Genomic DNA, 16,998 nt, shown 5'->3' with positions numbered 1-16,998 from the left:
TCGCCGGCGGGTCGGCGCTCCGTTCCCTATGGCGTGGCCCGTTGCACGAGTAGAGCACAGGCCAGCAGTATCGCGGCCCCGGCCAGTTGCGCCGGGCGAAGCGCCTGGCCGAGCAGTATCCAGGCCAGCGCGGCGGCGACGAGCGGTTCCAGCAGGCCCAGCACACCGGCGAGGGGCGCCGGCAGATCGCGGAGCGCCCGCAGCCCGGCCAGGTACGGCAGTACGGTGCCGACCACCGCCAGCACCAGCAGCACCAGCCACACGGGAACGTGCAGTCCACCCAATACCGCGGAGACAGGGAGCAGGTGGAAAGGCAGCGTCCACGGCGCGGCGACCGCCCCCACCACGACCGCCCCGATCACCAGTCCGGCCGCGGTCATGCCGAATGGGTCGTGCCGGCGGGCGCCGTGCTCACCGAGCAGGAAGAACCCGGCCGAACAGGCCGCCGACCCCAGCCCGGCCGCGACACCGACCGGGTCCGGCCGGGCACCCTCCCAGGTTTGCGCGATCAACACCAACCCCACCGGCGCCAGCCCGATACCCAGCCATACCTGCCCGGGAAGCCGCGTCCCCCGCACCACCCGGACCCACAGCGCGACCAGCGCAGGCGCCGTATTGACCAGCACCATCGCCACACCCACCGGTACCCGGGCCACCGCGACGAAGAACAGCAACTGCACCCCCGCGACGCCGAGCACTCCATACCCGAGCAACAGCCAGATATCGGCGCGTTCGAATCGCAGTGCCCGCGGCCGCCATACCGCGACCACGACAACCAGCAATACCGCGGCCGTTCCGATCCGCACGAAAGTCACCGCGGCCGGGTCCCAGCCCACCACCATCACCGCGGCCGCCAGCGAACCGGAACTCGCGAACAACACCCAGGAGAACAGACTCAACCCGGTGGCACGCGCCCGGCCCGGTACCCGCAAACCCTTCTCGACTCCGACCACACTCGCAGCTTCGTCCAGTGAACACCGCGCACCAACCGAATTTCGGCGGTAGGTAGGAGCCGGGGTGCGTCAACATCGAGTGTTCCTGTACCCGGCAGATGGTCGTGGTGATCCGGTCAACGCCGGTCCCCCCTCTGCCCGTTACCTTTGGCGACCGTCCGATGACCAACGGCACTACCGACCGTGGGGCCCATGCAGAGGCAGCGTGAACCCCCTGTGTCAGGTCAGTGAGTCGTCGTATTCCGCAGTCAGCGGGCCACCCGCATCCCCGGTGTTCACAACGCCGGCAGGCTCGATGAGCATCGCGTGCACTTCGCCGTCGGCCACGGGGCAGTGCTCAACGCCTCTGGGTACCACGAACAACTGGCCCGGCCGCACTCGGACGTCACCGTCACGCATCTGAATGGTCAGTTCGCCTTCGATGACGAAGAAGAGCTCGTCCGTTTCCTCGTGTTTGTGCCACACGAACTCACCTTCGAGTTTGACGACCTTGATCTCGTAGTCGTTGACCCGAGCAACAACCTTCGGCGACCAGTGCTCGGAGAACAACGACAGCTTCGTGACCAAGTCAACAGCATCCTTCGACATAACCCGATCCTGGCACTACTCGGATCCTCGCGCCGCGCGCCCCATGCTCGCTTCGAAACTTTCTGCACCAACTCGCTGACGAACACCATAGGACACCCCGTTACCTTTTTCGTGGGTCGAGCCGGCGAAGCCGACCGGGTCCATCGATTCACTGCACGATCTCCTCGATGTGGTCGGCCAATACTCCAGCGCGACTTCGTGATCGTTTCCGTTGGTGCCGGTCAGAATGGTGCTGGGGGGTGGATTGCGGTGTCGGCTTGAGTCTCCATCGGGGGGAGACATCAAGCTTGTGGGCATGGACGACGAGAACCTCCTCACGATCGGGGCTTTGTCCGAGCGGACCGGTTTGACGGTCAAGACGATCCGGTTCTACTCCGACAAGGGGATCGTTCCGCCGACCTGTCACAGCCCGGCCGGCTACCGCCTCTATGACGTGCACGCTTTGGCGCGCCTGGAACTGGTCCGGACGTTGCGTGAGCTGGACATCGATCTGGCCACGATCCGACGCATCCTGGTTCGCGAGATCTCGGTGACCGAGGTCGCTGGAGCACACGCAGCGGCCCTCGACGTGCAGATCCGCGTGCTTCGTCTTCGGCGTGCGGTGTTGCTAGCGGTAGCCGAACGGGGTTCGAACCCACAGGAGATGGATCTGATGCACAAACTGGTGAATCTGTCGGAAGCCGAACGACACCGCTTCATCCACGACTTCATCGACGACACCTTCGGCGGCGTCGACGCCAATCCGGCCATGGTGGAGTTGCTGCGCTCGAGTATGCCGGAGCTTCCGGACGACCCCACGCCCGAGCAGGTCGAGGCATGGATGGAGCTCGTAGAGTTGGTGCAGGACAACGACTTCCGTACGGCAGTGCGGAAGATGGCCGAATATCAAGCCAAAGAACGCGCCGAGGGCGACACCACGGGCCTCCATCACGATCTGACCGAGACTATGTGTGCGGAAGTCGGTCGGGCACTCGCGGCGGATATCGCGCCGGATTCGGCGAGTGCGGCCGACATTGTCGACACGCTGACCGCACGGTACGCCGAGACCTTCGGTCGGGCCGATGACGACCAGCTGCGGCGGTGGGTGCTCGAGCGGCTCGCAGTCGCCAACGACCCTCGCGTGGCGCAGTACTGGCAGCTGGTGGCCATTATCAACGGCTGGCCGCCGCTTCCGGATCTGGGACCGGTGTTCACCTGGTTCGGACAAGCGCTGCACACCTATCTCGACAAGCAGCACTGAGGGCTGCGTGCGACGCAGCGGCTGGAGCGGTGCGCGCGGCGTCGGGTGATGTGGGCGCGAGGAAACAGTGCGCAACCCGACTGGATCAGCAGCGGTCGGTGACGCGGTGGACCCGGTCCGGTGGCGGCGGGAATTCGAGAACCTGGTTCGGCGGATCGGCTCACGATTCGCGCGGGTGGAGACCCCGCCGCACCACAGCGGTGATTCTGACCGGTACCCAAAACCGGCAGCCAGGTCTCCGACGGCCGACACAGACGAGTCCACCCGCCGAGTGATCGCATGTGTGATCACTGAGCGGGTGGAGTCGATGCCGAACACTACGTACCGAAGGGGCTATTCAGCCCCATTCGTGCAGGTCAGGCTTACACGTCGAAGTAGAGCTCGAACTCGTAGGGGTGCGGGCGCAGGTTCACCGGGGCGATTTCCTGGTCGCGCTTGATGCCGATCCAGGTTTCGATCAGGTCCTCGGTGAAGACATTGCCTTCGGTGAGGTACTCGTGGTCGGCCTCGAGGCGGTCGATCACCGACGCCAGGCTGGTGGGGGCCTGCGGGATGTTCTTGGCCTCCTCCGGCGGGAGCTCGTAGAGGTCCTTGTCGACCGGGGCCAGCGGCTCGATCTTCTTCTTGATGCCGTCCAGGCCGGCCATCAGCATGGCGGCGAAGGCCAGGTACGGGTTACCCGAGGAGTCCGGCGCGCGGAACTCGATGCGCTTGGCCTTCGGGTTGTTGCCGGTGACCGGGATGCGGACCGCGGCGGAGCGGTTGCGCTGCGAGTACACCAGGTTGATCGGGGCCTCGAAGCCCGGAACCAGGCGGTGGTAGGAGTTCACCGTCGGGTTGGTGAACGCCAGCAGCGACGGCGCGTGGTGCAGGATGCCGCCGATGTAGTGGCGGGCCAGATCCGACAGGCCGCCGTAGCCGGCCTCGTCGTGGAACAGCGGCTTGCCGTCCTTCCACAGCGACTGGTGCGCGTGCATACCCGAGCCGTTGTCACCGAACAGCGGCTTCGGCATGAAGGTGACGGTCTTGCCCTCGGCCCAGGCGGTGTTCTTGACGATGTACTTGAACAGCTGCAGATCGTCGGCCGCGCCCAGCAGGGTGTTGAACTTGTAGTTGATCTCGGCCTGACCGGCGGTGCCGACCTCGTGGTGGCCGCGCTCGAGCTCGAACCCGGCGTTCTGCAGGTTGGTGGAGATCTTGTCGCGCAGGTCGACGTAGTGGTCGTAGGGGGCGACCGGGAAGTACCCGCCCTTGTTACGGACCTTGTAGCCGCGGTTCGGGGAGCCGTCGGGGTTGGTCTTCGCGCCGGTGTTCCAGGAACCGGAGATCGACTCGACCTCGTAGAAGGCGCCGTTCATGCCGGAGTCGTAGCGGACCGAGTCGAAGATGTAGAACTCGGCCTCGGCGCCGAAGAACGCGGTATCGGCGATACCGGTGGAGCGCAGGTACTCCTCCGCCTTGCGGGCGATGTTGCGCGGGTCGCGCGAGTAGGACTCACGCGTGAACGGGTCGTGCACGAAGAAGTTCATGTTGAGCGTCTTCGCCGCACGGAACGGGTCCAGCTGCGCGGTGCTGTAGTCGGGCAGCAGCAGCATGTCGGACTCGTCGATGGACTGGAAGCCCCGCACCGAGGAACCATCGAAGGCCAGGCCTTCCTCGGCGAGGTCGGTGGTGAAGGCCTTCGCCGGGATGGAGAAGTGCTGCTGCACACCGGGCAGATCGCTGAAGCGGATGTCGACGTACTCGACATCCTGATCCGCGATGTACTTGATGACCTCGTCGGCCGTGCTGAACGTCACTTAGTTCTCCTTACGGATAGATTCCCAGCCAGTATCGAGTGCAGGGCGTCGCGCCCCGACGCTATGGACAGGGTGTTTCCCGCCAGTCAAGAGTGTGTTTCGCCAGTGTTACACGTCGTGTCGGCGGGGTGTCTTGGGCCACGCCACGAACAGCGGGTTCGGCTCCGGACCCGCGATCGGGCCGCCGACCGGCAGCTACGCCGGTTTTGTCCGGATATCCCGTCGGAGGGAAACCGGAGGCTACCCCTATCCTGGGAGCATGGCACGTATCACCGGTTCCTGGCTGTCCGGCCCTCCCGTCGCCCCCGGTACGGGTGCCGCCGACGATTACGCGGGAGCCGAGCTGGGGTTGCCGCGCGACGGCGCCGGATCGCTGCCGGGGATGTTCCGGCGGGTGGTCGCGATGCTGGTGGACTGGCTGATCGCGGTCGGGATCTCGGCGCTGATCGCCCAGGGTATGCCGGCCTCGTCGGTGAACCTGGGCCTCTGGTTCGTGATCGGGGTCGCGGCGGTGACGCTGTTCGGGTTCACACCGGGCCAGTACTTCCTCCGCATCCGGGTGACGCGGGTCGACGCCGACGCACCGGTCGGATTCCTGCGGGCCCTCGGGCGTCAGGTGCTGCTGGTGTTCGTGATCCCCGCGCTGTTCACCGACGCGGACGGGCGCGGTATGCACGACCGCGCGACCGGGACCGCCGTAGTCCGCTCCCGCTGACGCGTACCGGTCCACCACCCGCTCGGCGACGACCGGGTGGTTCCGGCCGTCGCAGCTCCGAAGCCCCCGGCCGCGGATCAGCGGCGGCGGATGGTGCGCTGCATTCCGCGCATCTTGGCATTGGTGGGCATCGGGCCCTTCGGCATCGCCGGACCGCCGCTGCGCGTGCTCAGCGCGCTGAGCCGGCCCTCGATCTGGTCCATCCGCTTGGTGTCGATATTGCGCGGGAGTTTGGTGAGGTAGCGCTGGAGCTCCTTGAGCGGAACCTGGCCCTCGTCGTTGCCGACGACCACGTCGTAGATCGGGGTGTCACCGATGAGGCGGGCGGTGCGCTTCTTCTCCTGGGCCAGCAGCGAGCGGAGGCGCTGCGGTGAGCCCTCGGCCACGAAGATCACCCCGGGCAGGCCGATCACCCGGTGCACGGCGTCGAGCTGGGTGGTGGCGGCGATCCCGTTGCTGACCCGCCATTTGCCCTGGAGGTTGTCCAGGACCCAGGCGGCGGCGCCGGCCTGACCCTCGGCCTTGCCGTAGACGCTCTTCTGCACCCGGCGGCCGAAGATGATGAACGCGAACAGCACACCCAGCAGCAGGCCCAGCGGCAGCAGGAACCACTGCACACCGAAGAGGAAACCCACGCCGAACAGCACCAGGGTGGTGACCAGGACGGCGCCGATCATCAGCGGCAGCAGCAGCTTGTCCTCTTTGCGCTGCATCTGGAACGCCTGCCAGATCTGCTGACGACGTTCCTTCGACTGTGCCTTGCGCGCCGCTTTCGCGGCGGCTTTCGCCTCTTTGTCGGCTTTGCCTGCTGCCATGGCTCCCAGAATAATGCCCACGCCGCGAGCGTCCGGCCACGGGACAGGGCTCGGGAGCCGGGCGGGGCGGGAAGCGACCGGCATACCGCCCCGGAATCGTGCCGGCGGGCTTGCGCGGCGGAGGAGAATGCAGGAATGTCTGCGAACCTCGAGTCCCGGCCGGTCACCGGAGAACCGGTCGACGATGCCACCGCGGAACGGCTCGCCGTCGCGCTGCGCTGCGTGACCGTGTCCCGGGAAGAAACCGCCGCGGCGACCGGTAACGACGCGGCCGCTGTGTCGCGGGAGGACGTCTCCCGCGCCGCGGAGGGTTCGAGCACCGGGCCGGCCGCGCCCGGAACCGCGCAGCCGGCAGACCGCACTCCCGATGCGGAGTTCATCCGTCTCGCGGCGCACCTCGAGGAGTCGTTCCCCCGGGTACACGCCGAGCTGGAGCTCGAGAGATTCGGCCACAGCCGGCTCTACACCTGGCGCGGCGCCGACCCCTCACGCACGGCCGCCATCCTGCTCGCACATCAGGACGTCGTCCCCGCCGGCGAACCGTCCCGATGGACTCATCCTCCGTTCGCGGGAGTGGTCGACGAGGAGTTCATCTGGGGCCGCGGCGCCATCGACGACAAGAGCCGGGTACTGGCGATCCTGGAGGCCGTGGAGTCCGCGCTCGCGGACGGCGCCCGGCCACGGCATACGATCTACCTCGCCTTCGGCCACGACGAGGAGGTGTTCGGCGATTCCGGCGCGGTGCTGATGGCGGCCCGGCTGCGGGAGCGCGGGGTGCGCGCGGATCTGCTGCTGGACGAGGGCGGGGTGATCACCGACGGCCTGGTCGACGGTGTGCGGGTACCGGTGGCGACGATCATGCTCGGCGAGAAGGGGTACGCGACGATCCGGTTGTCGGTATCGGAGAAGGGCGGGCATTCCTCCATGCCCGGGAAGCAGACCGCGATCGGGCGGCTGAGCCGCGCGGTGAGCCGGATCCAGGATCATCAGATGCCGCTGCGGGTGACACCGGTGGTCACCGATATGCTCGCCCGCCTGCGACCCCATCTACCCGCGGCCAAACGGCGGCTGCTGGGATTCGCGGGGTTCGCGGCGCCGGTGATCGGCCGGATCATGGCCGCGACACCGCAGACCGAATCATTGGTGCGCACCACCACCGCGCCCACGGTGATCCGGGGCGGTGTGAAGGCGAACGTGCTGCCGCAACAGGCCGAGGCGCTGATCAATTTCCGTATCCTGCCCGGGGATTCGGTGGATTCGGTGCTGGCGCACTGCCGCCGGACCGTCCGCGACGAGGGGGTGCGGATCGAACTCGTGGGGATGTCGTCGGAGCCCACCCCCACCACCGCGCCCGGACCCGGGTTCGATCTGATCGCCCGGATCACCCGGCAGGTGGACCCCGGTGTCGCGGTGACCACCGGTCTGGTGCCGGGCGCGACCGATTCCCGCCACTACGACGATCTCGCCGAAACCCGCTGCAATTTCGCGCCGATCCGGCTCACCGCAACGGATCTGGAGCGGATCCACGGTAACGACGAACGACTGTCGCGGGTGAACTACGCTCGCCTCATCGACTTCAACCGGCGCTTGGTCGCCGCGCTCACCGAGCCGGTCCGGACCGCCCGCTGACGGCCCGACACATCAAGACAGCGATGCTGGGTACTCCCACCTTCGCTGACCATGTACCGACCTCGAGGGAGAACGCAGTGACCAGCGACCAGGAGATTTCGGTACGGCGAGGGGAGTTCGAGCGCCGCGGGCGCCGGATCGCCCGGCGTTCCTGGCTACCCGCGACCCCGGCGCGCGGGGTGATCGTCCTCGTCCACGGGGTGGCCGAGCATTCGGGCCGCTACGAATTCGTCGGGCGCACACTGGCGGCCGCGGGGTTCGCGGTGCACGCGCTGGATCATATCGGGCACGGCGAATCGGCGTCGGCCGGCGCCCGCACCAATATCGAATCCGTCGACGATGCCGCCGATAACGTCGCCGCGCTGCTGGAGCTGGTGCGCGCGGAGCATCCCGGGCTGCCCGCCTTCGTTATCGGGCATTCCATGGGTGCGTTGATCACCCTGCACCTGGCCACCCGCGCCCCACTCGATGTGGCGGGTGTGGTGGTGTCGGCGCCGCCGCTGATCATCGACGCGGGCAACCCGGCGCAGCGGCTGCTGGCACCGGTGCTCACCCGGCTGGCGCCGAACCTGGGTGTGCTGAAACTGGATTCGTCGCAGATCAGCCGCGATCCCGCGGTGGTCACCGCCTACGACGAGGACGCGCTGGTGTTCCGGGGCAAACTACCGGCCCGCACCGCGACCGAAATCCTCACCGCCGCCACCCGGGTTCTCGACCGGCTGCCGCAGTTGCTGGTCCCGACCCTCGCACTGCACGGCACCGCGGACGCCATCGCCGCACCGGCGAGTACCGACCGCATCGAACAGCATGCGGGGACCACCGATCTCACCGTCCGCCGGTACGACGGGCTGTATCACGAGATCTTCAACGAACCCGAGCGCGCCCAGGTGCTCGCCGATGTGGTGTCCTGGCTCGACGCCCACCTCCCCGCCGAATAGCGACAACGGGCCGGGGTCGCGACCACACCCCGGCCCGGTCCGGGCTACTGATACTCGTTGAGGCAGGCGCTCGCCCCGTCGAAAACCCCGAGCCGGAACGCTTCCAGGCGCAGATAGCCCTCGGGCACGACGTCGCCGTTCACATCCGCGGCCGCCAGACCGTCGGCCAGCAGGCCCGAGACGGCCTCGTCGAGATCACCGGCGGACAGCCGCAGCGCACTGTCCGGGCGGCTCAGGGCGGTGGTCACCGCACCGGACAGGCACGCGGTGCGCAGTCCGGCCGTCTCCGCGCCCGTGAGCGTCAGCTGCTTGTCGTCCTGGTAGGCGAGGGTGTAGCGGGAGACGAAGACGACGAAGGCGTTGTAATCGCCCGCGACGATCGCCGACAGCGGCTCGTCCGGATCCACGCTTTCGCCCGCGCGCTCGGCCAGGGCATCGACATCGGTACCGATCACCGCCCCGGCCGGGCAGTAACCGACGGGTTCGGCCGGGGTGGCGTCCGCGCAGCGCGCGGGTACGCCGTCGTATTCGTAGCCCGGGGTCTCGGCGACCGGCAGGATATCGGCCAGCGCGTCCGCCATATCCGCCAGCGAATCCTCGGTGACCTCGAGTTGCATGGACTCCTCCCCCGGATCGAAGGTGACCGGGAGCCCGGAGCGGCGCTGCTCGATCTCGTCCTCGTCGATCGCCGCGCAGGACCCGGCGCCGTCGAGGTAGCCCATCTGCACGGCGGTGACCCGCTCGAACGCGCTGCCGTGCACATTATCCGGATTATCCGGGTCGCGGTCACGCACAGCGACGGTCGCGCCCAGGACACCGTTGAGACCGTCGCCGGTGTTCAGGTCGAAATGCCGGGAATTCCCCTCCGCGACGTAACGCAGGAACACCCCGGCCAGGCAGTCGGCCTGCTGTTCGGTGACCAGCCCCGGGGAGTCCTCGGTCGCGATCCCGGCGGGGATCTGGAGGGCGTGGCCGTATTCGTGGGCGAGCACCATCACGACCGCCATCTCACCGAACCGGTCCACCAGTTCGGGCAGCAGCACGCCCCGGTCCCAGCCGATCGTCTCGTCACCGCAGTAGGCGGCGTTCACCAGTTCGTGGGTGCTGATCCCGCAGAACTCGACCGATTCACTTTCGCGGGCGCCGGCATCCCAGGAGATCAGCCGCGATACCGGGCGGAACTCACCGGGAAAGGTCGCCGCGTAGTTCTCCGTCCAGAATTCCTCGATATCGGCGACCGCGTTGAGCGCCAGCCGGTCCATCTCGCCGCCGTCGCTGTTCTCGGCCTGCCGGTCGGTATCGGGCACCCCGTCGCGCGGCCCGCTCGGCCCCGTACTGGTCGTGGCGCCGGTGATCACCCACGGGTTGGCCGGATCGATCGCGTTCTGCGCGGAATTCGCGTCCGAACACGCCGACAGCGCCGATACCGCGAGCATCGCCGCGGCCGACGCGACCACCAGCCGCGACCACCGTGTCCTGGTCATTACTGCCTCCCCGTTTCCCGGCCGGCCCCCGCGGGCCCGGCGCCGCCCGGCCCGCGCAATCGCCGCGGCCGGACCGAGGATCATCGAATCACAGGGCGGGCAACGTCGTACCGGAATGAAGCGCGGGCAGCCGGTTCACCCTGCGGTATAGGGATCACAGAGACGGCCGTTATCATCCCGCCCGGATTACACCGGCCGAGGAGCGACCATGCGACCGTCCGCACCGGACATCCGCTCCGGGCCGATTCAGACTCCGAACACCCGTTCCACCACGGCCCGGGCCCGCCGGGTGACCCGCAGATAGTGATCGAGGAACTCACCACCGTCGTCGTTCGGCCAGCCCGCCACCCGGGCCACCGCCGACAATGTCGTTCCCGGACCGGGCAGCTGATCGGAGGGTTTACCGCGGACCAGCACCAGGGCGTTGCGGGCCGCGGTCGCGGTGATCCAGGACTGCCGCAGCAGGTCGGTGTCCACGGGGTTCAGCAGTTCGGTCCGCTCGATCACGTCGAGCGATTCCAGCGTCGAGGTGTTGTGCAGGCCGGGGATTTCGTGCGCGTGCTGTAGTTGCAGCAGCTGTACGGTCCACTCGATATCGGCCAGGCCGCCGCGACCGAGTTTGGTGTGGGTCGCCGGATCGGCACCACGGGGTAGCCGTTCGGAATCGACCCGGGCCTTGATGCGGCGGATCTCCCGGACCGCGTCGGAGGAGACGCCGCCGGACGGATAGCGCACGGGGTCGATCGTATGCAGGAACCGCAGACCCAGATCCTGGTCACCGGCCACCTGATGGGCACGCAACAGGGCCTGCACCTCCCACGGTTGCGCCCACTGCCGGTAGTAGGCGTCGTAGGCGGTGAGCGTGCGCACCAGCGGCCCGCTGCGCCCCTCCGGACGCAGCCCGGCGTCGACCTGCAGCGGCGGGTCCGTGCTGGGGGCGCCGAGCAGTTTCTGCACCTGTTCGGCGATTCCGTTGGCCCATTTCACGGCGACGTGCTCTTCTTCGCCGGGTCGTGGATCGCAGACGAACAGCACATCGGCGTCGGATCCGTACCCGAGTTCCATCCCGCCCAGCCGGCCCATCCCGATCACCGCGAAATCGGCGGGTGCGGGGGCGCCCCGTTCGAGGACACTGGCCCTGATGACCGCGCGCAACGACGCCTCGAGTACCGCCACCCACACGGCGGACAACGCCGCGCAGACCTGCGGTACGTCGAGCAACCCCAGCAGATCGGCCGACGCCACCCGGGCGAGTTCGTGACGGCGCAGCGACCGGGCGGTGAGGACGGCCCGGCGGGGGTCGGTGTACCGGTCGGCGGCCGTGAGGATCCCACTGGCGACCTCGGCCGGCTGGGTGCGCAGCAGTAGCGGCCCGTGCGGGCCGTCGGCGTACATACGGATGGTTTCGGGCGCGTTGATCAGCAGATCCGGCAGATAGGCCGAAGACCCCAGCACCATCATCAACCGCTGCCCCACCGCGCCTTCGTCGCGCAGCACTCGCAGATACCAGTCCTGGTCCACCAGCCCTTCCGACACCCGCCGGTAGGCGAGCAACCCGGCATCGGGGTCGGGGGTTTCACCGAGCCATTCCAGCAGGGTCGGCAACAGCAGCGCCTGGATCCGGCCCTTACGTGACACACCGCTGGTGAGGGCGCGCAGATGCCCCAGCGCGTGTTCGGGTGCGGCGTAGCCGAGGGCGGCGAGCTGGCGGACGGCGGCATCCGGGCCGAGCCGCAGCGCCTCGGAATCCAGCCGGGCCACCGATTCCAGCAGCGGCCGGTAGAAGAGTTTGGCGTGCAGGCGGCGGATCCGGCCGGTCTGCCTGCGCAACTCTTCCCGCAGCACACCTGCCGCGTCACGTTTACCGTCCGGCCGGATATGCGCGGCCCGGGCCAGCCAGCGCATACCTTCCTCGTCGTCGGTGGCGGGCAGCGTATGGGTGCGTTTGAGCCGCTGCAACTGCAGCCGGTGCTCGAGCAGCCGCAGGAATTCGTAGGAGGCGGTGAGGTTGGCGGCATCCTCCCGGCCGACGTAACCGCGCGCGGTGAGCGCGGCGAGAGCTTCCACGGTGCCCTGGACATGCAGTTTCGGGTCCACCCGGCCGTGCACCAGTTGCAGCAGCTGGACCGCGAACTCCACATCCCGCAGACTGCCGCTGCCGAGTTTGAGTTCACGGTCGCGCAGTTCGGCGGGCACCAGGTCCTCCACGCGGCGGCGCATCGCCTGCACATCGGGGACGAAATCCGGGCGTTCGGAGGCGGTCCACACCAGCGCGTCGGTCGCGGACCGGTACTGCTCGCCGAGTTCGAGATCGCCGGTCATCGGGCGGGCCTTGAGCAGCGCCTGGAACTCCCAGGTCCGGGCCCAGCGCTGGTAATAGGCCAGATGGGAATCCAGGGTGCGTACCAGCGCGCCCGCCTTGCCCTCCGGCCGCAGCGCGGCGTCCACATCGAAGAACGCCGAGGAACCCACCGTCATCAGTTCGGCCGCCAGCCGGGTCGCCACGGCATCGGCGGGTTCGGCCACGAACACGATATCGACATCGCTGACGTAGTTGAGTTCGCACGCACCGCTCTTGCCCATGGCGATCACCGCCAGCCGCACCGGGCAGGGCTCGTCCCGGCACACCCGGGCCACCGCCACCGCCAGCGCGCTGGTGAGCGCCGCGTCGGCGAGGGCGGTGAGCTGCCGCGCCACCTGCTCGTACGGGATCACCGGCTCGTCTTCGACGGTGGCGGCCAGGTCCACCGCGGCCAGCAGCATGAGCTGATCGCGGTACCGCTTACGCAGCGACGCGACCACTTCCGGCCCGGAATCGCCGGCCCGGTACAGCATGGGCGAGGCGTGCGGCCCGGACTCCGGCTCGGCGGCCACGACGGCGAGCAGATCGGCGATCAGCTCGTCGCGGTCGGGCAGTTCCGCGCGGCGCAGCAGCTCCCAGGATCCCGGATCGGCCACCAGATGATCGCCGAGCGCCGTCGAGGACCCCAGCAGCGCGAACAACCGGCCGCGCAGCATCTTCTCGGCGCGGATCGCCGAATCCAGTTCCGCCCACTCGTTTCCGAGCGCCTCGGACAACCTGATCAGCGTGTTCAACGCGAGGTCGGCGTCCGGGGCCCGCGACAGCGCCCACAACACCGGAATGCTGTCGACGTTGTCCCAGCCGAGGGTCTTCAGCGAATCGGCGGCCGTCGGTTCCAGCAAACCGAGACGGCCGGCACCGGGTACGGCGGACCGGGCGGACGGGGGGCGGACCATGAGCTCAAGGTACCGATAATCGGGCCCCGGATGTGTGCGGCCCCCGGGCCGGGTGGGACCTCGCGGCCGCCCCGGCCCGCGAGGTCTGCGACCCCGCGGGTATCCGGCTCAGAGACCCAGGTATTCCCGCAGTTCGAAGGGTGTCACCTGGGCGCGGTAGTCCGCCCATTCCCGGCGCTTGTTGCGCAGGAAGAAGTCGAACACGTGCTCGCCGAGCGTTTCGGCGACCAGTTCGGACCGCTCCATGGCGTGCAGGGCCTCATCCAGGGTGCCGGGCAGCTCCTTGAACCCCATGGCGCGACGCTCGGCGGCGGTGAGCGACCAGACGTCGTCCTCGGCCTCCGAGGGCAGCGTGTACCCCTTCTCGACACCGCGCAGACCGGCGGCCAGCAGTACCGCGAAGGTCAGGTACGGGTTGCAGGCGGAATCGGGGCTGCGGATCTCGACGCGCCGCGAGGACTGCTTGTTCGGGGTGTACATGGGCACCCGGACCAGCGCCGACCGGTTCGACCGGCCCCACGACGCCGCGGTCGGCGCCTCACCACCGTGGATGAGCCGCTTGTAGGAGTTCACCCACTGGTTGGTGATCGCGCTGATCTCGTGCGCGTGTTCCAGGATGCCCGCGATGAAGGCGCGGGCGGTGGTGGAGAGGTTGTCCGGGTCGTCCGGATCGGAGAACGCGTTCGCCTCGCCCTCGAACAGGCTCATATGCGTATGCATGGCCGAACCCGGGTACTGGGCGAACGGTTTGGGCATGAACGTGGCGCGCACACCCTCGTCGATCGCCACCTCTTTGATGAGGTACCGGAAGGTCATCACGTTATCGGCCATCGACAGCGCGTCGGCGTAGCGCAGGTCGATCTCCTGCTGCCCGGGCGCGCCCTCGTGATGGCTGAATTCCACCGAGATCCCCATGGATTCCAGGGCGTCGATGGCGTGGCGCCGGAAGTTCGGCGCGGAATCGTGGACGGCCTGGTCGAAGAATCCGCCGGTATCGGCGGGCACCGGGTCCACGCCGTCGGGCTGGTTCTTGAGCAGGAAGAACTCGATCTCCGGATGCACGTAGCAGCTGAACCCGACATCGGCGGCCTTGTTGAGCTGGCGGCGCAGCACATGGCGCGGGTCGGCCCAGGACGGCGAACCGTCGGGCATGGTGATGTCGCAGAACATCCGGGCCGAATGCTGGTGGCCTTTACTGGACGCCCACGGCAGCACCTGGAAGGTCGACGGATCGGGCCGGGCCACCATATCGGCCTCGGAGATCCGGGCGAAGCCTTCGATGGCCGAACCGTCGAAACCGATGCCCTCCTCGAAGGCGCCTTCCAGTTCGGCGGGCGCGATGGCGACGGACTTCAGATAGCCCAGCACATCGGTGAACCAGAGACGCACGAAGCGGATGTCCCGCTCTTCGAGCGTCCGCAGCACGAATTCCTTCTGGCGATCCATGACCGCGAGAGTATGCACCCGGCGTTAAATCCGTGTTACATGACGCGCTGCGCTGTGTGTCGGATCAACAGCGCAGGCCCTCGGCCGGGCGTTCGAGGTCGACGAGATAGCTGATCACCGCATCATCGACGCAGGTGGCACCACCATTGAGCACCACGGTGTGACTGTCACCGACGTGCGTGATCAGGGCCGCGCCCAGCTGATCGGCCAGATCGACACCCGCCTGATAGGGGGTGGCCGGGTCACCGGTCGTGGACACCACCACCACCGTCGGCAGGCCCTCGACGGAAATCTCGTGCGGTTGGCTGGTGTTGGGTACGGGCCAGCCCGCGCACAGTTCCAGCGGCGCCGCACCGGTGCCGCGCCCGTCGTCGAGGAACGGCGCGGCCGCGCGGTACTCGGTGTCCTGGCGTCCCGCGACCGCCGGATCGGTGACCCGGGGATCGTCCACGCAGCGGATCGCGTTGAACGCGTCGGAGAGATTGCTGTAGGTGCCGTCGTCGCGGCGCCCGTTGTACATATCGGCGAGTTGCAGCAGGGTGTCGCCGCGGCCTTCGCCCAGTTCGGTGAGGGCGACCGTGAGCACCGGCCAGAAGTCGGCGCTGTAGAGCGTCTGCTGGACGCCGGTGACGGCATCCTCATAGCCGAGGCCACGCGGGTCCGTGGTCGCGGCGGGGGTATCCCACAGCGGGTCCACGAGTTCGCGGAACCGGGGAACCACCCGCGCCGGATCGTCGCCGAGCGGGCAGTCCGGGGATTGCACGCAGTCCGCGGCGTAGGCGTCGAACGCCCTCTGGAACCCGGCGGCCTGGCGCAGCGATTCGGCGACCGGATCCTGGGCCGGATCGATGGCGCCGTCGAGCACCATCGCGCGGACATTGCCCGGGTACTTCTCCGCGTAGGCCGCGCCGAGCCGGGTGCCGTAGGAGTAGCCCAGATAGGTCAGCTTCGGATCGCCGAGCACCGCGCGGATGACGTCCATATCCTGGACCACCTCGCGGGTGCCCACATGCGCGAGCAGATCCGCACCGCTGCGTGCCACACAGCGGTCGCTGTACTCGCGGTTCTCGGCCTCGTCGGCCGCGATCCCCTCCGGCGTGTTGGGCACCGGCTGTTCGGCGCGTTCGGCGTCGGCCTCTTGCGGGGTCAGGCAGGTCACCGCGGGTGTGGAGGCGCCGACACCGCGTGGATCGAAGCCGACCCGGTCGAACCGCTCGGCGAGCTCGGTCCCACCGCCGACGGTGACGGTGGACAGCCCCGACATCCCCGGCCCACCGGGGTTGAGCAGCAGCGATCCGATCTTCGGCCCGGAAGCGGGCACCCGCGACAGGGCCAGCTGCGCGGTGGGACCGTCCGGAGCGGCGTAGTCGACGGGGACCTCGATCCGCGCGCACTGGGCGGCCGGTGGCAGTCCCTCGCCGGGAGCGGTGTAGCCGGTACAGGACTCCCAGGCCGGGACCTGGCTGTAGAACCGGCTCAATTCGGCGGGAACCGGTGCCGGCGGGGCGACCGGCTCCGGGGACCCGTCGCCGCAGCCGGTAACCCAGACCGCCGCCACCGCGAGCACACCCGCCAGCACACCACACCCGCTCCGCACCGCCGCAATGCTAGCGGGACCAGCGGCGACACCTGGGGATGTGACCAACCGCACCTGGTCGCGGGCTTAGTTCCGAGTCGGCGGCGGGTGCACACTGGAAGATGTCAACCCCGCCCGGGGACCCGCTCAGGGCCTCGAGGAGACGAAAGGGACGAAGATGTCCGCTACATCCGGCATGTCCGAATCACCCGCGGAAACGCCCGCCTACGGCGCCGCGAAATCCGCAAAACCCGCCCGCCGGCCCACCCGCGTCCAGCATCTCCAGCAGATGAAGGCGGCGGGGGAACGCTGGGCCATGCTCACCGCCTACGACTACTCCACCGCGCGACTGTTCGAGGAGGCCGGTATTCCGGTCCTGCTCGTCGGCGATTCCGCGGCCAATGTGGTCTACGGCTACGACACCACCGTGCCGATCACCGCCGACGAGCTGATCCCTCTCGTCCGCGGCGTGGTGCGGGGCGCCCCCGGACGCGAACAAGCCCGAGGGTGCGGGGACCGTCCAGGAAGCCCTCGGCATCGCGATGCTCTCCTCGGCG

At 68.5% G+C, this 16,998-nt stretch carries 13 protein-coding genes; 5 read left to right on the top strand and 8 right to left on the bottom strand.

Annotated elements, in window-relative coordinates; translation table 11 throughout:
* Positions 1–26 precede the first annotated feature (26 nt).
* Both AB0F41_RS14400 and AB0F41_RS14395 read right to left on the bottom strand, forming a co-directional pair.
* The gene (locus AB0F41_RS14400; protein WP_357423717.1) at positions 27–953 is read right to left on the bottom strand and encodes an EamA family transporter; all 927 of its coding nucleotides are present in this window, start codon (positions 951–953) and stop codon (positions 27–29) included.
* A gap of 219 nt (positions 954–1,172) precedes the next feature.
* Entirely contained in the window at positions 1,173–1,541 is a 369-nt protein-coding gene (locus tag AB0F41_RS14395) for a cupin domain-containing protein (protein ID WP_357423715.1), read from the bottom strand.
* Positions 1,542–1,836: 295 nt separating this feature from the next.
* Here AB0F41_RS14395 and AB0F41_RS14390 point away from each other — a divergent pair, with 295 nt between their 5' ends.
* Complete coding sequence (locus tag AB0F41_RS14390; protein WP_357423713.1) at positions 1,837–2,781, top strand: MerR family transcriptional regulator; 945 nt, start codon at positions 1,837–1,839, stop codon at positions 2,779–2,781.
* Positions 2,782–3,143: 362 nt separating this feature from the next.
* Here AB0F41_RS14390 and glnA read toward each other — a convergent pair whose 3' ends face one another.
* A complete protein-coding gene (gene glnA / locus AB0F41_RS14385) occupies positions 3,144–4,580 on the bottom strand; it encodes a type I glutamate--ammonia ligase (protein ID WP_357423711.1) in 1,437 nt (478 codons plus the stop codon).
* 259 nt (positions 4,581–4,839) lie between these two features.
* On the opposite strand from glnA, the gene AB0F41_RS14380 reads away from it, so the two are divergent.
* The gene (locus tag AB0F41_RS14380) at positions 4,840–5,295 is read left to right on the top strand and encodes an RDD family protein (protein WP_357423709.1); all 456 of its coding nucleotides are present in this window, start codon (positions 4,840–4,842) and stop codon (positions 5,293–5,295) included.
* Between the two features lie 77 nt (positions 5,296–5,372).
* Here AB0F41_RS14380 and AB0F41_RS14375 read toward each other — a convergent pair whose 3' ends face one another.
* On the bottom strand, positions 5,373–6,110 hold the full coding sequence (locus AB0F41_RS14375; protein WP_357423707.1) for a DUF4191 domain-containing protein: 738 nt from the start codon (positions 6,108–6,110) through the stop codon (positions 5,373–5,375).
* Between the two features lie 135 nt (positions 6,111–6,245).
* On the opposite strand from AB0F41_RS14375, the gene AB0F41_RS14370 reads away from it, so the two are divergent.
* Complete coding sequence (locus AB0F41_RS14370; RefSeq protein ID WP_357423705.1) at positions 6,246–7,739, top strand: M20/M25/M40 family metallo-hydrolase; 1,494 nt, start codon at positions 6,246–6,248, stop codon at positions 7,737–7,739.
* A 77-nt stretch (positions 7,740–7,816) separates the two neighbouring features.
* The gene (locus AB0F41_RS14365; protein WP_357423703.1) at positions 7,817–8,677 is read left to right on the top strand and encodes a lysophospholipase; all 861 of its coding nucleotides are present in this window, start codon (positions 7,817–7,819) and stop codon (positions 8,675–8,677) included.
* Between the two features lie 44 nt (positions 8,678–8,721).
* On the opposite strand, the gene AB0F41_RS14360 is transcribed toward AB0F41_RS14365, so the two are convergent.
* The 4 genes from AB0F41_RS14360 to AB0F41_RS14345 form a co-directional block, all read right to left on the bottom strand.
* Positions 8,722–10,161, bottom strand: a complete 1,440-nt coding sequence (locus AB0F41_RS14360; RefSeq protein ID WP_357423701.1) for a metallopeptidase — start codon at positions 10,159–10,161, stop codon at positions 8,722–8,724.
* Between the two features lie 246 nt (positions 10,162–10,407).
* Entirely contained in the window at positions 10,408–13,419 is a 3,012-nt protein-coding gene (locus AB0F41_RS14355; protein WP_357423699.1) for a bifunctional [glutamine synthetase] adenylyltransferase/[glutamine synthetase]-adenylyl-L-tyrosine phosphorylase, read from the bottom strand.
* Between the two features lie 108 nt (positions 13,420–13,527).
* Entirely contained in the window at positions 13,528–14,865 is a 1,338-nt protein-coding gene (locus AB0F41_RS14350; protein WP_357423697.1) for a glutamine synthetase family protein, read from the bottom strand.
* Positions 14,866–14,929: 64 nt separating this feature from the next.
* Entirely contained in the window at positions 14,930–16,423 is a 1,494-nt protein-coding gene (locus AB0F41_RS14345) for an alpha/beta hydrolase (RefSeq protein WP_357423935.1), read from the bottom strand.
* A gap of 214 nt (positions 16,424–16,637) precedes the next feature.
* Between AB0F41_RS14345 and AB0F41_RS14340 the strand changes: the two genes are divergently transcribed.
* Positions 16,638–16,998, top strand: a 361-nt coding sequence (locus AB0F41_RS14340) for a 3-methyl-2-oxobutanoate hydroxymethyltransferase (RefSeq protein ID WP_357423933.1), incomplete at its 3' end; no start/stop codon positions are given.

Source organism: Nocardia sp. NPDC024068 (genome assembly GCF_040638875.1).
In the GTDB taxonomy this organism is placed as follows: domain Bacteria; phylum Actinomycetota; class Actinomycetes; order Mycobacteriales; family Mycobacteriaceae; genus Nocardia.
This window is presented reverse-complemented; position numbering and strand designations above follow the sequence as displayed.

What these genes read in the sequence shown, in the direction of transcription:
- AB0F41_RS14355 (WP_357423699.1), bottom strand. Translation starts at nt 13,419, where the DNA reads ATGGTCCGCCCCCCGTCCGCCCGGTCCGCCGTACCCGGTGCCGGCCGT.
- AB0F41_RS14360 (WP_357423701.1), bottom strand. Translation starts at nt 10,161, where the DNA reads ATGACCAGGACACGGTGGTCGCGGCTGGTGGTCGCGTCGGCCGCGGCG.
- AB0F41_RS14375 (WP_357423707.1), bottom strand. Translation starts at nt 6,110, where the DNA reads ATGGCAGCAGGCAAAGCCGACAAAGAGGCGAAAGCCGCCGCGAAAGCG.
- AB0F41_RS14370 (WP_357423705.1), top strand. Translation starts at nt 6,246, where the DNA reads ATGTCTGCGAACCTCGAGTCCCGGCCGGTCACCGGAGAACCGGTCGAC.
- AB0F41_RS14380 (WP_357423709.1), top strand. Translation starts at nt 4,840, where the DNA reads ATGGCACGTATCACCGGTTCCTGGCTGTCCGGCCCTCCCGTCGCCCCC.
- AB0F41_RS14395 (WP_357423715.1), bottom strand. Translation starts at nt 1,541, where the DNA reads ATGTCGAAGGATGCTGTTGACTTGGTCACGAAGCTGTCGTTGTTCTCC.
- AB0F41_RS14390 (WP_357423713.1), top strand. Translation starts at nt 1,837, where the DNA reads ATGGACGACGAGAACCTCCTCACGATCGGGGCTTTGTCCGAGCGGACC.
- AB0F41_RS14350 (WP_357423697.1), bottom strand. Translation starts at nt 14,865, where the DNA reads ATGGATCGCCAGAAGGAATTCGTGCTGCGGACGCTCGAAGAGCGGGAC.